Source organism: Amorphus sp. MBR-141, assembly GCF_053628695.1.
The window spans coordinates 11,903-27,549 of record NZ_JBRJGW010000007.1; the positions used below are offsets into that span (position 1 = coordinate 11,903).

At 65.0% G+C, this 15,647-nt stretch carries 11 protein-coding genes and 1 tRNA gene; all 12 read left to right on the forward strand.

Annotation, left to right across the window (positions count from 1 at the left end; genetic code table 11):
* The first annotated feature begins 58 nt into the window (after positions 1 to 58).
* A complete protein-coding gene (tuf, locus tag ACSSVZ_RS11125) occupies positions 59 to 1,249 on the forward strand; it encodes an elongation factor Tu (protein ID WP_453970006.1) in 1,191 nt (396 codons plus the stop codon).
* Positions 1,250 to 1,402: 153 nt separating this feature from the next.
* Complete coding sequence (locus tag ACSSVZ_RS11130) at positions 1,403 to 1,945, forward strand: DUF6622 family protein (protein ID WP_453970008.1); 543 nt, start codon at positions 1,403 to 1,405, stop codon at positions 1,943 to 1,945.
* 154 nt (positions 1,946 to 2,099) lie between these two features.
* Positions 2,100 to 2,175 (forward strand) — tRNA-Trp (locus ACSSVZ_RS11135).
* A 197-nt stretch (positions 2,176 to 2,372) separates the two neighbouring features.
* Positions 2,373 to 2,570, forward strand: coding sequence for a preprotein translocase subunit SecE (secE, locus tag ACSSVZ_RS11140; RefSeq protein WP_453970009.1), 198 nt, complete (start codon positions 2,373 to 2,375; stop codon positions 2,568 to 2,570).
* A 59-nt stretch (positions 2,571 to 2,629) separates the two neighbouring features.
* Entirely contained in the window at positions 2,630 to 3,160 is a 531-nt protein-coding gene (gene nusG, locus ACSSVZ_RS11145) for a transcription termination/antitermination protein NusG (protein ID WP_453970011.1), read from the forward strand.
* Positions 3,161 to 3,309: 149 nt separating this feature from the next.
* Positions 3,310 to 3,738: a 50S ribosomal protein L11 gene (gene rplK, locus ACSSVZ_RS11150; RefSeq protein ID WP_453970013.1), complete on the forward strand. Its 429-nt coding sequence runs from the start codon at positions 3,310 to 3,312 to the stop codon at positions 3,736 to 3,738.
* Positions 3,739 to 3,742: 4 nt separating this feature from the next.
* Positions 3,743 to 4,441 carry a 50S ribosomal protein L1 gene (gene rplA / locus ACSSVZ_RS11155; protein WP_453970015.1) on the forward strand — a complete coding sequence of 233 codons (699 nt, stop codon included), beginning with the start codon at positions 3,743 to 3,745 and terminating at the stop codon, positions 4,439 to 4,441.
* A gap of 355 nt (positions 4,442 to 4,796) precedes the next feature.
* Positions 4,797 to 5,315 (forward strand): 50S ribosomal protein L10, encoded by a 519-nt coding sequence (gene rplJ / locus ACSSVZ_RS11160; protein WP_453970016.1) that lies wholly within the window; start codon positions 4,797 to 4,799, stop codon positions 5,313 to 5,315.
* Positions 5,316 to 5,374: 59 nt separating this feature from the next.
* A complete protein-coding gene (rplL, locus tag ACSSVZ_RS11165; protein ID WP_453970018.1) occupies positions 5,375 to 5,749 on the forward strand; it encodes a 50S ribosomal protein L7/L12 in 375 nt (124 codons plus the stop codon).
* A 329-nt stretch (positions 5,750 to 6,078) separates the two neighbouring features.
* Positions 6,079 to 10,215 (forward strand): DNA-directed RNA polymerase subunit beta, encoded by a 4,137-nt coding sequence (gene rpoB / locus ACSSVZ_RS11170; RefSeq protein WP_453970020.1) that lies wholly within the window; start codon positions 6,079 to 6,081, stop codon positions 10,213 to 10,215.
* A 275-nt stretch (positions 10,216 to 10,490) separates the two neighbouring features.
* Entirely contained in the window at positions 10,491 to 14,690 is a 4,200-nt protein-coding gene (gene rpoC / locus ACSSVZ_RS11175) for a DNA-directed RNA polymerase subunit beta' (RefSeq protein ID WP_453970021.1), read from the forward strand.
* Between the two features lie 483 nt (positions 14,691 to 15,173).
* A complete protein-coding gene (locus ACSSVZ_RS11180) occupies positions 15,174 to 15,521 on the forward strand; it encodes a DUF4189 domain-containing protein (protein ID WP_453970024.1) in 348 nt (115 codons plus the stop codon).
* The last annotated feature ends 126 nt before the right edge of the window (positions 15,522 to 15,647 follow it).

Consider the following 15,647-nt stretch of genomic DNA (forward strand, 5'->3'; position numbering starts at 1 on the left):
CACGCGTTTCGCGACCGTTTCTCGCACAAGATCAGACCGATAAGCAGGGGCATCGCCGATGGCGAAGGAAAAGTTTGCTCGCACGAAGCCGCACGTGAACATTGGAACGATCGGTCACGTTGACCACGGCAAGACGTCTCTGACGGCGGCGATCACCAAGGTTCTGGCCGAGACGGGCGGGGCGACGTACAAGGCGTACGATCAGATCGATGCGGCACCGGAAGAGAAGGCGCGCGGCATCACGATCTCGACGGCGCACGTTGAGTACGAGACGGAGAACCGTCACTACGCGCACGTCGACTGCCCGGGCCACGCCGACTACGTGAAGAACATGATCACGGGTGCGGCGCAGATGGACGGCGCGATCCTGGTGTGTTCGGCCGCCGACGGCCCGATGCCGCAGACCCGCGAGCACATCCTGCTCGCCCGTCAGGTCGGCGTTCCGGCGATCGTGGTGTTCCTGAACAAGTGCGACATGGTCGACGACGAGGAGCTCCTGGAGCTTGTCGAGCTCGAGGTTCGCGAGCTGCTGTCGTCCTACGACTTCCCGGGCGACGACATTCCGATCGTGAAGGGGTCCGCGCTGGTGGCGCTCGAGAATGGCGATGCCAAGCTCGGCCACGACGCGATCCTGGAGCTGATGAAGGAAGTCGACGCCTACATCCCGACGCCCGAGCGTCCGATCGACGGCGCGTTCCTGATGCCGATCGAGGACGTGTTCTCGATCTCCGGCCGCGGCACGGTGGTGACCGGCCGCGTCGAGCGCGGCATCGTGAAGGTGGGTGAGGAAGTCGAGATCGTCGGCATCACCGACACCAAGAAGACCACGGTGACCGGCGTCGAGATGTTCCGCAAGCTGCTGGACCAGGGCCAGGCGGGCGACAACATCGGCGCGCTGCTGCGCGGCATCGACCGGGAGAACGTCGAGCGCGGCCAGGTGCTGTGCAAGCCGGGCTCGGTGACGCCGCACAAGAAGTTCAAGGCCGAGGCGTACATCCTGACGAAGGAAGAAGGCGGCCGTCACACGCCGTTCTTCACCAACTACCGGCCGCAGTTCTACTTCCGCACGACGGACGTGACCGGCGTTGTAACGCTGCCGGAGGGCACCGAGATGGTGATGCCGGGCGACAACGTGGAGATCAACGTCGAGCTGATCGTGCCGATCGCGATGGAAGAGAAGCTGCGCTTCGCCATCCGCGAAGGCGGCCGCACCGTGGGCGCCGGCGTCGTCGCCGCCATCCTCGAGTAGACCAAGCGGCATCGTGCCGTGAGACACAGAGGCGCCGGACCGCTCCCGCGGTTCGGCGCCTTTTGCGTTCCGGGGTCACCATGAGGCGGCCCCGCCGACCGGAACGGACCGGCAAGCCGCGGCGGCTCCCGCGGCAACGGAGGGGGAGGGACCATGGAAACGCTTGTCGACACGGTGCAGGGCACGCCCTGGTGGGTGTGGCTGCTGCTCGCCTATCTGATCTTCGTGGGCTGGCTGCGGTCGAAGACCCGGGTGGCGCCGCTGTGGAAGATCTTCATCCTGCCGGCGGTCATCCTGGTGCTCGAGTTCGGCTCGGTTCAGCACCTGATGGACGGCCAGGCGGTGCGCATCCTCGCCTGGGTCGGCGGCCTCGCCGTGGGCATCCTGGTCGGACTGCTGGTGGTGCGGACCATCCGGATCCGGGCCGACCGGCCGCGCGGCCTGGTGGAGGTCCCGGGCAGCTGGAGCTACCTCGCCGCGCTGTTGCTGATCTTCGCGATCAAATATTACTTCGGCTACCGGATGGCGGTCGATCCCGACAGCATGGCCCGGACGGGCTGGGTGATGACCCAGCTGGCCATCACCGGGGCGCTCGCCGGGTGGCTGGTCGGCAGGGCGGGCGGAATCCTGTGGAAATATCTGCGCGCGCCGCACAGCGATCTGGCGGCCCCGGCCACGGCGCCGCGGGTGCCGTGAGGCCTGGGGCGCGGCGGCGGCCGAGGCCCGCGCGCCGTCGTCCGGCCGAGGCGGGTTAGGTCTTGCGCTCGGGATTGAATTGTGGGAATTGCCGAGCGCTGACGCGTGTTCGTCCCCGATCGCGGGGGCGGAACGTTTCCGCGGACTTAGAGTTAGGGGTGTAGCTCAGTTGGTAGAGCGGCGGTCTCCAAAACCGCAGGCCGTGGGTTCGAGTCCCTCCGCCCCTGCCATTTTTCCGAAAGCGGTGATAGACTGTCGCTTCCGGAAAAGCCTGCACCAAGGTGTGGGCAGGCCCCCTGTTCCGCGGATCGCGCGAACTCGGGCGAACGGCCTCTTGTGTTCCGTGGAACCACACGCTAAATAGTTACCGACGGGAAGGCGCGCGGCTGAGCCAGCGCGCCTCTATGTTCTTGTCAAGGCCCGATTCATGGCGAAAACCAATCCGATGCAATTCCTCCAGCAAGTGCGCTCGGAGGTCGGGAAAGTAACATGGCCGACGCGCCGCGAGACGGTGATCACCACGATCATGGTGTTCATCATGGTGGCGTTCGCATCCGTGTTCTTTCTCCTGGTGGACCAGCTGTTGAGCTGGGGCATCGGATTCATTTTTGGTATCGGGCGCTGAGCCCTTTGGGGCGGCGTCGGTCCGACTTCGCCCGCTCCGCAAGACTGGATTGGTGAACGATGGCGAAGCGCTGGTACATCGTCCACGCCTATTCGAATTTCGAAAAGAAGGTTGCCGAAGCGATCCGTGAAAAGGCGCAGGCGACCGGGCTGGATGAACTGTTTGACGAAATCCTCGTCCCCACCGAAAAGGTGGTGGAGGTGCGCCGCGGTCGCCGGGTGGACGCAGAGCGGAAGTTCTTTCCCGGTTACGTTCTCGTGAAGTGCGAGCTGTCGGATCAAGTCTACCATTTGATCAAGAATACCCCTAAGGTCACCGGTTTCCTGGGGGCCGACCTGCGTCCGATGCCGATCTCGGATGCCGAAGCCGATCGGATCCTGCAGCAGGTGTCCGAGGGCGTGGAACGGCCCAAGCCGACGATTTCGTTCGAGGTGGGCGAGCAGGTGCGCGTTTCGGACGGGCCGTTCGCCTCGTTCAGCGGACAGATCGAGGAAGTCGACGAGGAGCGCGCGCGCCTGAAGGTTGCGGTGTCGATCTTCGGTCGACCGACGCCGGTCGAACTCGAGTACGCGCAGGTCGAGAAGCTTTGAGACGGGCGGCCTGAGGGCCGCGCGTCTGTGTGAGAGGGTGGGAGGCGAGAGCCCCGGTTTCGCCGCCGGAGTATCGAACCGCACCACCGCCCGGAGTGACCGGAGGGCGCATGTCGCGATCCGGTCGTCGTGTTTCGGAGAAGGATTGAATGGCGAAGAAGATCGACGGTTACATCAAGCTGCAGGTGCCTGCGGGGTCGGCCACGCCGTCGCCGCCGATCGGCCCGGCGCTGGGTCAGCGCGGCTTGAACATCATGATGTTCTGCAAGGAGTTCAACGCGCGCACCCAGGAGCTGGAGAAATCCGCTCCGTGCCCGACGGTGATCACCTATTTCTCGGACAAGTCGTTCACCTTCGAGGTGAAGCAGCCGCCGGTGTCGCACTTCCTCAAGAAGGCGGCGAAGATCGGTTCCGGGTCGAAGACCCCCGGCCGCTCCTCGGTGGGCTCGGTGACGACTGCCCAGGTCCGCGAGATCGCGGAAGCGAAAATGAAAGACCTGAACGCGCTCGACGTCGACGCGGCCATGAAGATGGTCGAAGGGTCGGCGCAGTCGATGGGTCTGCAGGTGAAGGGCTGATACGATGGCGAAGATCGGAAAGCGTACCCGTTCCGGCCGCGAAGGCATCGACCCGGAAAACCTCTATTCCCTCGAGGACGCGCTGAAGCTGGTGAAGGATCGGGCCAAGGCCAAGTTCGACGAGACCGTCGAATTCGTGATCAATCTCGGCGTCGACCCGCGCCACGCCGACCAGATGGTCCGTGGCGTCTGCGTGCTGCCGAACGGCACCGGCAAGTCCGTCCGCGTCGCCGTGTTCGCCCGTGGCGACAAGGCCGACGAGGCGAAGGCCGCTGGCGCCGACGTGGTCGGTGCGGAGGAACTCGTCGAGCAGGTCCAGTCCGGCACGATCGATTTCGACCGATGCATCGCGACCCCGGACATGATGCCGCTGGTCGGCCGCCTGGGTAAGATCCTCGGCCCGCGCGGCATGATGCCGAACCCGAAGGTCGGCACGGTGACCCAGGACGTGGCGTCCGCGGTCAGCGACGCCAAGGGCGGCGCCGTCGAGTTCCGCGTCGAGAAGGCCGGCATCGTGCATGGCGGCATCGGCAAGGCCTCGTTCGACGAGGCATTGCTTGCCGCCAACATTCGCGCCTTCACCGACGCCGTCATCAAGGCGAAGCCGGCTGGCGCGAAGGGCTCCTACATCAAGCGGATGGCGCTGTCCTCGACCATGGGTCCGGGTGTGCGCGTGGATCCGTCCTCGGTGCTTCAGGCCTGAGACGACTGAGCTTCCCGGCCGGGGCAACCGGCCGGGCGGATCGGCGATCTCCCGACGCTGTCGGGTTATCGTCGGAAACCCTGTCCGAGACTGCAGGTGCCGGTTCGCCGGTCTAAGCCATTTGGGCCTGCACAGACGGGAACGATCCGAGCAATTCCGGCCCGTGTGGCCGGCTTGGGTCGAACCGTTGCGCCTTCGCCCGCGGGTTCGTGGATGAGGGGACAGGTAAACCCTGAGTGTCGTCCGCGGCGCTCGAAGGGACCCGGACATGGTCCGGACCTGTCACCTTCGAGCGTTCCGAACGGCGAAAGGCAACCGGCGACCGGCACGTCTGGTCGCCAACCGGAGATGGCAAGTGGAAAGAGCGGAGAAGCACGAGTTCGTCTCGACGCTCAACACGGTGTTTTCGAACACCGGCGTTGTCGTGGTGGCGCACTATTCGGGCCTCTCGGTATCGCAAATGACGGCTCTGCGCGCGCAGGTCCGTCAGGCGGGCGGGGCCGTTAAGGTCGCGAAGAACCGTCTTGCGAAGCTTGCTCTTCGTGGCACGGAGCTTGAGCACATCACCGAGCTGTTCGAGGGGCCGACCGTGATCGTCTATTCCGACGATCCCGTGGCGGCGCCGAAGGCGGCGGTGGAATTCGCCAAGAAGAACGAGAAGCTCGTTCTCCTCGGCGGCGCGCTTGGCTCCACGAACCTGGATGCGGACGGTGTGAAGGCTCTCGCCACACTGCCGTCGCTCGACGAGCTGCGGGCCAAGCTGGTGGGTATGATTCAGACCCCCGGCACCCGCATCGCGCAGGTTCTCAACGCACCGGCCGGGCAGCTCGCCCGGGTGTTTGGTGCGTACGCCAAGAAGGACGAGGCCGCGTAAGGCGACCGAGATCTCGATAGATAACCATCAGCGGTTCGAACCGGAAGGACTATTGAACTATGGCCGATATGACCAAGCTTGTTGAAGAACTGTCCGCCCTCACCGTCCTCGAGGCGTCCGAGCTTTCGAAGCTCCTCGAGGAAAAGTGGGGCGTCTCTGCGGCTGCTCCGGTGGCTGTCGCCGCCGCTGGCGGTGGTGGCGAAGCCGCCGTCGTCGAAGAGCAGACCGAGTTTGACGTGATCCTCGCCGCCGCCGGCGAGAAGAAGATCAACGTCATCAAGGAAGTCCGCACGATCACCGGTCTTGGCCTGAAAGAGGCCAAGGATCTCGTCGAGGGCGCGCCGAAGCCTGTGAAGGAAGGCGTTTCCAAGGACGAAGCCGAGGAGATCAAGAAGAAGCTCGAAGAAGCGGGCGCCAAGGTCGAACTTAAGTAGGACCTGGTTGCCAAGCCCGACGGGCCGCCTCGGCGCCCCGTCGGTCGGGTGAAAGATTGCGATCTCGGACCGGTCGACGCAGGGCGCCGACCGGTCCGAGATCGAACGCGCTTAGAGCGCGGTTTTCCGGCCAGCGCCGCATCTGGTGGCGTCCGGAAGGCAGAAGACGGGTGAAGTTCTGTGGGATCCGACCTCGGGTGGGCCGGGTTTGAAACGAAACGAGGTGCCTGTCCCGATCAGTGTCGGGCGGGCGGTCCGGCCAGTGCCGGCCTCATGACGTGATGCCGCCGAGGCCGGTGACAGCGTCGGCAGCGATACGAGGAGCGACAATGACGCAGGCGTTCAACGGTCGCAAGCGGGTCCGGAAATTCTTCGGTTCGATCCGCGAAGTGGTGAACATGCCGAATCTCATCGAGGTTCAGAAGGCATCCTACGACCAGTTCCTGATGATGGAAAGCGCCGACGGCGAGCGCCCGAACGAGGGTTTGCAGGCTGTCTTCAAGTCGGTTTTTCCCATCTCCGATTTCTCTGGAGGCTCGCTCCTCGAGTTCGTCGACTACGAGTTCGAGCAGCCGAAATATGATGTGGACGAGTGCCGTCAGCGCGGCATGACCTTCGCCGCGCCGCTGAAGGTCAAGCTTCGGCTGATCGTGTTCGACATCGACGAGGACACCGGCGCGAAGTCCGTCAAGGACATCAAGGAGCAGGAAGTCTACATGGGCGACATGCCGCTCATGACGGACAACGGCACCTTCATCGTCAACGGCACCGAGCGGGTGATCGTCTCCCAGATGCACCGCTCGCCGGGCGTCTTCTTCGATCACGACAAGGGCAAGACCCATTCGTCGGGCAAGCTGCTGTTCGCGGCGCGCATCATTCCCTATCGCGGCTCCTGGCTCGACATCGAGTTCGACGCGAAGGACATCGTGCACGCGCGCATCGACCGTCGCCGCAAGATCCCGGTGACGTCGCTGCTGCTGGCGCTCGGGCTCACCGGCGAAGAGATCCTGAACACCTTCTACAAGCAGGTCGTCTACACCCGCGACGGCGAGGACTGGCGCGTTCCGTTCGACGTCACCCGTCTGCGCGGCATGAAGTCCAACGCCGACATGGTGGATGCCGATTCCGGCGAGGTTCTCCTGGAAGAGGGCCGCAAGCTCACGGCGCGGACGGCGCGGCAGCTGGCCGACAAGGGCGTCAAGGCGCTGAAGGTGACCAACGACCAGCTGTACGGCCACTATCTGGCCGAAGACCTGGTCAATCCGTCGAGCGGCGAGATCTACGCCGAAGCCGGCGACGAGATCACCGACAAGATCCTCGAGGGGCTCATCGAGGCGGGCTTCGACACGATTCCCCTCCTCGATATCGACCACGTCACCACCGGTGCGTACATCCGCAACACGCTTGCGGCGGACAAGAACGTCTCCCGCGAGGAAGCGCTGTTCGACATCTACCGGGTGATGCGCCCGGGCGAGCCGCCGACCATCGAATCCGGCGAAGCGATGTTCCAGTCGCTGTTCTTCGATTCCGAGCGCTACGACCTCTCGGCCGTCGGCCGGGTGAAGATGAACATGCGTCTCGACCTGCAGTGCGAGGACACGGTCCGCGTGCTGCGCCGCGAGGACATCCTCGAGGTCATCCGCACGCTGCTCAACCTGCGCGACGGCCGCGGCGAGATCGACGACATCGACAACCTCGGCAACCGCCGGGTGCGCTCGGTCGGCGAGCTCATGGAGAACCAGTACCGCGTCGGTCTGCTGCGCATGGAGCGGGCGATCAAGGAGCGCATGTCGTCGGTCGAGATCGACACCGTCATGCCGCAGGACCTGATCAACGCCAAGCCGGCGGCGGCCGCCGTGCGGGAGTTCTTCGGCTCCTCGCAGCTGTCGCAGTTCATGGACCAGACCAACCCGCTGTCGGAAGTCACCCACAAGCGCCGCCTGTCGGCGCTTGGCCCGGGCGGTCTGACCCGCGAGCGGGCGGGCTTCGAGGTTCGCGACGTGCATCCGACCCACTACGGTCGCATCTGCCCGATCGAGACCCCGGAAGGTCCGAACATCGGCCTGATCAACTCGCTGGCGACCTTCGCGCGCGTCAACAAGTACGGCTTCATCGAGGCGCCGTACCGCAAGGTGATCGACGGCAAGGTCACCGACGACGTCTTCTATCTGTCGGCGATGGAGGAATCCAAATACCACGTCGCCCAGGCGAACGCGCCGCTGACGGCGGAGAGCACGTTCGAGGAAGAGCTGACCATTTGCCGCCACGCCGGCGAAGTGATGATGGTCGCCCGCGACCGCGTCGACTACATGGACGTGTCGCCGAAGCAGCTGGTGTCGGTCGCGGCCGCGCTCATCCCGTTCCTGGAGAACGATGACGCGAACCGCGCGCTGATGGGCTCGAACATGCAGCGTCAGGCCGTGCCGCTGGTGCGCGCCGAGGCGCCGTTCGTCGGCACCGGTATGGAAGCGGTCGTCGCCCGGGACTCCGGTGCGGCGATCTCGGCCCGCCGGGCCGGCGTCATCGACCAGGTGGACGCCACGCGTATCGTCGTGCGCGCCATCTCCGATCTCGATCCGACCAAGTCGGGCGTCGACATCTACCGGCTGATGAAGTTCCAGCGGTCCAACCAGAACACCTGCATCAACCAGCGTCCGCTGGTGCGCGTCGGTGACGTGGTTGAAAAGGGCGACATCATCGCCGACGGTCCCTCGACCGATCTGGGCGATCTCGCGCTCGGCCGCAACGTGCTCGTCGCGTTCATGCCGTGGAACGGCTACAACTTCGAGGACTCCATCCTGCTCTCCGAGCGGATCGTGTCGGACGACGTCTTCACCTCGATCCACATCGAGGAATTCGAGGTGATGGCGCGCGACACCAAGCTCGGACCGGAGGAAATCACGCGCGACATTCCGAACGTGTCGGAAGAAGCGCTGAAGAACCTCGACGAAGCCGGCATCACCTACATCGGCGCGGAAGTGAACGCCGGCGACATCCTCGTCGGCAAGATCACGCCGAAGGGCGAAAGCCCGATGACGCCGGAAGAGAAGCTCCTCCGGGCGATCTTCGGCGAGAAGGCCTCCGACGTGCGCGACACCTCGCTGCGGGTGCCGCCGGGCGTCCAGGGCACGGTCGTCGAAGTGCGCGTGTTCAACCGTCACGGCGTCGAGAAAGACGAACGCGCCATGGCGATCGAGCGCGAGGAGATCGAGCGTCTCGCCAAGGACCGCGACGACGAGCAGGCGATCCTGGACCGCAACGTCTACGGCCGTCTGGTCGAGGTGCTGTCCGGCAAGGAGGCCACCGCCGGGCCGAAGGGCTTCCGCAAGGGAGACGTCATCACCCGCGAAGGGCTCGATGCGCATCCGCGGAGCCAGTGGTGGCAGTTCGCCGTCGGCGACGACGCCGTGATGACCGAGATCGAGGCGACCCAGAAGCAGTACGACGAGAGCCGCAAGCGCCTCGAAGGCCGCTTCATCGACAAGGTCGAGAAGCTGCAGCGCGGCGACGAGCTGCCGCCGGGCGTCATGAAGATGGTCAAGGTCTTCGTGGCGGTGAAGCGCAAGATCCAGCCGGGCGACAAGATGGCCGGCCGTCACGGCAACAAGGGTGTCGTGTCGCGGATCGTGCCGGTCGAGGACATGCCGTTCCACGAGGACGGCACCCACGTCGACATCGTGCTCAATCCGCTGGGCGTGCCGAGCCGTATGAACGTCGGGCAGATCCTTGAGACCCATCTGGGCTGGGCCTGTGCCGGCCTCGGTCGCAAGATCGGCGAACTGGTCCGTCAGGCGCAAGCGGCCCACAACACGAGCGAGCTGAAGAGCACGCTGCTGGAGATCTTCGACGGCGGCACGACCGAACCGATCGCCGACTACGACGACGATTCGCTCCTGAAGCTCGGTCGCCAGCTGTCCACCGGCGTGCCGATCGCGACGCCGGTCTTCGACGGTGCCCGCGAGCCGGACATCGTGGAGATGCTGGCGCAGGCGGGTCTCGATTCCTCTGGCCAGGTGACGCTCTACGACGGGCGCTCGGGCGAGGCGTTCGACCGCAAGGTGACGGTGGGCTATATCTATATGCTCAAGCTGCACCATCTGGTGGACGACAAGATCCACGCCCGTTCGATCGGCCCGTACTCGCTGGTCACCCAGCAGCCGCTCGGCGGCAAGGCCCAGTTCGGCGGACAGCGCTTTGGCGAAATGGAGGTCTGGGCGCTCGAGGCGTATGGCGCGGCCTATACGCTGCAGGAAATGCTGACGGTGAAGTCGGACGACGTGGCCGGCCGCACCAAGGTCTACGAGGCGATCGTCCGTGGCGACGACACCTTCGAGGCCGGCATCCCGGAGAGCTTCAACGTGCTCGTGAAGGAAATGCGGTCGCTCGGCCTCAACGTCGAACTGGTCGACGGCGAGAAGCGCCTCAAGGCGCAGGCCGAGGCGGACAAGGCGGACGCCTCCGAATAATCAACCCTCGCGCCGGCGGGCTTCCCCACGGGGAGGCTTGCCGGCGCGCCTGACGACAGGCCAGCCGGAGGCGCGGTGCCGGCGGTCTGCGGACTGAACGCGAATAGACGGACGTCCCTGCGGTTGGTCGCAGACGTCCGGATGCGGGACGGACGGCGTGCGAAGCGCCGGGGTCCTGCGGCCATATTGAGAGATTGCGGGCGTTACCGTCCGGAGAAGTGGGCCCACTTTTCCCCGGCCATGCCCTGAGCCCTTCGCGGCGAAGGAGAGAGCTTATGAATCAAGAAGTCATGAACCTGTTCAACACGCAGGCGCAGACTCAAGATTTCGATCGGATTCGCATCTCGATCGCCAGCCCGGAGAAGATCCTCTCCTGGTCGTTCGGCGAGATCAAAAAGCCTGAGACGATCAACTACCGGACCTTCAAGCCGGAGCGCGACGGCCTGTTCTGCGCCCGCATCTTCGGTCCGGTGAAGGACTACGAGTGCTTGTGCGGCAAGTACAAGCGCATGAAGTACAAGGGCGTCATCTGCGAGAAGTGCGGCGTCGAGGTGACCCTCCAGCGGGTGCGCCGCGAGCGGATGGGCCATATCGAGCTCGCCGCCCCGGTCGCGCACATCTGGTTCCTGAAGTCGCTGCCGTCGCGCATCGGCCTCCTGCTCGACATGACCCTGAAGGACCTGGAGCGGATCCAGTACTTCGAGAACTACGTCGTGCTGGAGCCGGGCCTGACGCCGCTGAAGCCGCTGCAGCTCCTCTCCGAAGAGGACTATCTGCGCGCCCAGGACGAGTACGGCGAGGACGCCTTCACGGCGATGATCGGCGCGGAAGCCATCCGCGAGATGCTGATGAAGCTCGACCTCGTCCGCGAGAGCGAGCTGCTGCGTCAGGGCATCGCCGAGGCGACCACCGAGCTGAAGCCGAAGAAGCTCGCCAAGCGGCTGAAGATCGTCGAGGCGTTCATCGAGTCCGGCAACAAGCCGGAGTGGATGATCCTGACGCACGTTCCGGTCATTCCGCCGGATCTGCGCCCGCTGGTGCCGCTGGACGGCGGCCGCTTCGCGACGTCGGACCTGAACGACCTCTACCGCCGCGTCATCAACCGCAACAACCGCCTGAAGCGGCTGATCGAGCTGCGCGCGCCGGACATCATCATCCGCAACGAGAAGCGGATGCTGCAGGAGTCCGTCGACGCCCTGTTCGACAACGGCCGCCGCGGCCGCGTCATCACGGGCGCCAACAAGCGCCCGCTGAAGTCGCTCAGCGACATGCTGAAGGGCAAGCAGGGCCGGTTCCGCCAGAACCTGCTCGGCAAGCGCGTCGACTATTCCGGCCGCTCGGTCATCGTGGTGGGCCCGGAACTGAAGCTGCACCAGTGCGGCCTGCCGAAGAAGATGGCGCTCGAGCTGTTCAAGCCGTTCATCTACTCGCGCCTCGATGCGAAGGGCTACTCGTCGACCGTCAAGCAGGCAAAGAAGCTGGTCGAGAAGGAGAAGCCGGAAGTCTGGGACATCCTGGACGAGGTGATCCGCGAGCATCCGATCCTGCTCAACCGTGCGCCGACGCTGCATCGCCTGGGCATCCAGGCGTTCGAGCCGGTGCTCATCGAGGGCAAGGCGATCCAGCTGCACCCGCTCGTCTGCGCGGCGTTCAACGCCGACTTCGACGGCGACCAGATGGCGGTGCACGTGCCGCTGTCGCTTGAGGCGCAGCTCGAAGCCCGCGTGCTGATGATGTCGACCAACAACATCCTGCACCCGGCAAACGGCCAGCCGATCATCGTGCCGTCCCAGGACATCGTTCTGGGGCTCTACTACCTGTCGATGATGGCCGACGGCGAGCCCGGCGAAGGCATGATGTTCGGCAACATGGCCGAGCTGCACCATGCCCTCGAGGCGAAAGCGATCACCGTCCACACCAAGATCCGCGGACGGGTGAGCGGCGTCGACGCCGAGGGCAACCAGAGCACCTCGATCGTCGAGACCACCCCTGGCCGCATGATGATCGGCGAACTGCTGCCGATGCATGCCGGCGTTCCGTTCGACACCTGCAATCGTCTGATGACGAAGAAGGAAGTCTCGCGGATGATCGACACCGTCTACCGCTCCTGCGGTCAGAAGGAGACGGTCATCTTCTGCGACCGGATCATGTCGCTGGGCTTCACCAACGCGTTCAAGGCCGGCATCTCGTTCGGCAAGGACGACATGGTGATCCCCGAGACCAAGCAAAAGCTGGTCGAGGAAACCCAGGACCTGGTGAAGGAATACGAGCAGCAGTACAACGACGGCCTGATCACCCAGGGTGAGAAGTACAACAAGGTCGTCGATGCCTGGGCGAAGTGCACCGACAAGGTCGCCGACGAGATGATGAAGCGCATTCAGGCGGTTCATCGCGACGAGGCGACCGGCCGCCAGAAGCCGATCAACTCGATCTACATGATGAGCCACTCCGGTGCCCGTGGGTCGCCGGCCCAGATGAAGCAGCTCGCCGGCATGCGCGGCCTCATGGCCAAGCCGTCGGGTGAGATCATCGAGACGCCGATCATCTCGAACTTCAAGGAAGGCCTGTCGGTGCTCGAGTACTTCAACTCGACCCATGGCGCCCGCAAGGGCCTCGCCGACACCGCGCTGAAGACCGCGAACTCGGGCTACCTGACCCGCCGTCTCGTCGACGTCGCGCAGGACTCGATCGTGACCGAGCCGGACTGCGGGTCCAAGCGCGGCATCACCATGGAGGCGATCGTCGATGCCGGCCAGGTGGTGGCGACGCTCGGCATGCGCATCCTCGGCCGTACGGCCGGTGAGGACATCACCGATCCGTCGACCGGCGAGATGCTGGTGCCGGCGGGTGAGCTGATCTCGGAGAAGGACGTCGAGGTGATCGAGGCGGCCGGCATCCAGTCGATCAAGATCCGCTCGGTGCTGACCTGCGAGACCAAGGCGGGCGTTTGCGGCAGCTGCTACGGACGCGACCTGGCCCGCGGCACGCCGGTCAACCTCGGCGAAGCCGTCGGCGTCATCGCCGCCCAGTCGATCGGCGAGCCGGGAACCCAGCTCACCATGCGTACCTTCCACATCGGCGGGACGGCGCAGGTGGTCGACTCCTCGTTCCTGGAATCGACCTTCGACGGCAAGATCTCCATCCGCAACCGCAACGTCGTGCGGGACTCGGAAGGCAAGCTCGTCGTCATGGGCCGCAACATGCAGGTGGCGATCGTCGACAAGGACGGTTCGGACCGGGTGGTCCACAAGATCATCTACGGCTCGCGCCTGCACATCGACGACGGCGATGAGATCAAGCGCGGCCAGCGTATCGCCGAATGGGATCCGTACACCCGCCCGATCCTCACCGAGGTGGACGGCAAGGTCGATCTGGAGGATCTGGTGGAAGGCGTCTCGGTGTCGGAATCGACCGACGAGGCGACCGGCATCACCAAGCGTTCGGTCATCGACTGGCGCTCGCACACCCGCGGTCAGGAACTGAAGCCCGCCATTGTCATCAAGAACGACAAGGGTGAGCTGATCAAGGTCGCGCGCGGCGGCGACGCCCGCTATCTCCTGTCGGTCGACACCATCCTGTCGGTCGACCGGGGCGCCTCGGTCTCGGCCGGCGACGTGCTGGCGCGTATTCCGCTGGAGAGCGCGAAGACCCGTGACATCACCGGCGGTCTGCCGCGGGTGGCGGAGCTCTTCGAGGCGCGGCGTCCGAAGGATCACGCCGTCATCGCGGAGATCACCGGCACCGTGCGGTTCGGCAAGGACTACAAGAACAAGCGCCGGATCATCATCGAGCCCGAGGACGAGAGCCTCGAGCCGACCGAGTACCTGATCCCGAAGGGCAAGCACATCCACCTGCAGGATGGCGACCTCATCGAGAAGGGCGACTACGTGCTCGACGGCAACCCGGCGCCGCACGACATCCTGGCGATCAACGGCGTCGAGGCGCTTGCCGCCTACCTCGTCAACGAGATCCAGGAGGTCTACCGGCTCCAGGGCGTGACCATCAACGACAAGCACATCGAGGTGATCGTTCGCCAGATGCTGCAGAAGGTCGAGATCGACGACGCCGGCGAGACCGAGCTGCTCCACGCCGAGCAGATCGACCGGGTCGAGCTGGATGCGATCAACGAGGCGGCGGTCGCCGACGGGCGCAAGCCGGCAACGGCGACGCCGGTGCTGCTCGGCATCACCAAGGCGAGCCTGCAGACGCGGTCGTTCATCTCGGCGGCCTCGTTCCAGGAGACGACCCGGGTGCTCACCGAGGCAGCCGTCAACGGCAAGGCGGACATGCTTGAGGGCCTCAAGGAGAACGTCATCGTCGGACGTCTCATCCCGGCCGGTACCGGCGGAACGATGACCCGCATCCGGGAAATCGCCGCCCGTCGCGACGAGCTCATCCTGGAAGAGCGCCGCAAGGAGCAGGCGAAGTTCGACCGGGGCCTGCTCGAGGAGCGCGCTGCCGCGGCGAACGAGTAGCGCCGCTCTCGCGTCTGGAGCAGTTCCCGTTCAGATCGAAGCGATCTGAACGAAAAGGAATGGCTCAGGGCTTTGCTTCTGGAGCCATTTCGTATCGATCAGGTGTCACCACCTGATCGGAAAAGGCTCTAGCGCGCTTCCAGCACCGTTCTATCAAGGCCGCGGCAGGCACCTGCCGCGGCCTTTTTTCTTGCCGATCGGCTCTCCAGCCCTCCGGACCGCCCGCCCCTCCGCGCCAGCGCGCCCATTCGACGCTCGCGGCTGATGGCCATTTTATAGAAGACTCGACCCAGACGAGGATTTCGGATTGGCATTTTTGCTGTCTTCATGATTTCATGACCTCCCATAAACCCCCGAAGAGCTTAGAAGCGAGCGGGGGCTGGTGTAGAGAAGTCGATAGTTGCTCTAGATTCATTGGAGGTTGGGATGGAATTTGGAAATTTTTCTGTCATTCGCAAGGTTTCTTTCATTTTTGCGATCCTCGTGACATTGCCGGCTGCGGCTGCCGGAGCCGACGGCACCTTCGTCGCAGTCGTCTACAGCCCGTCTACAGGCGACGTCGCCTTCGCGCAGGGCGACAGCGACATGGCCGCGCGCACCGTGGCGATGTCGGAGTGCCAGGGGAGGGGCGTCAGCGACTGCAAGCTCGCCTTCGGGGGCACCGACATGTGCGTGGCGCTTGCCCGTTCGGCAGACGAGAAGTCGTTCGGCATCGGCGCGGGGTCGTCCAGGGACCGCGCGCACAGCAGGGCCCTCGACGAGTGCGCGTCGCACGGCGCCGTCGGTTGCAATCTGCACGACACCTACTGCGGCCCGGCCTCGCTCCAGTAGCCCGGGCGGTCTGCGCGCCGGCGGCCGGCCGGCACCTCGGCCGGCCAGGGCGCCGGACGACGATGAGGCCCCGCGGGCGAATCGCCGTGTTGGGTGGCTGCCGATCGGCGGGCGGAAGGCCGGCCC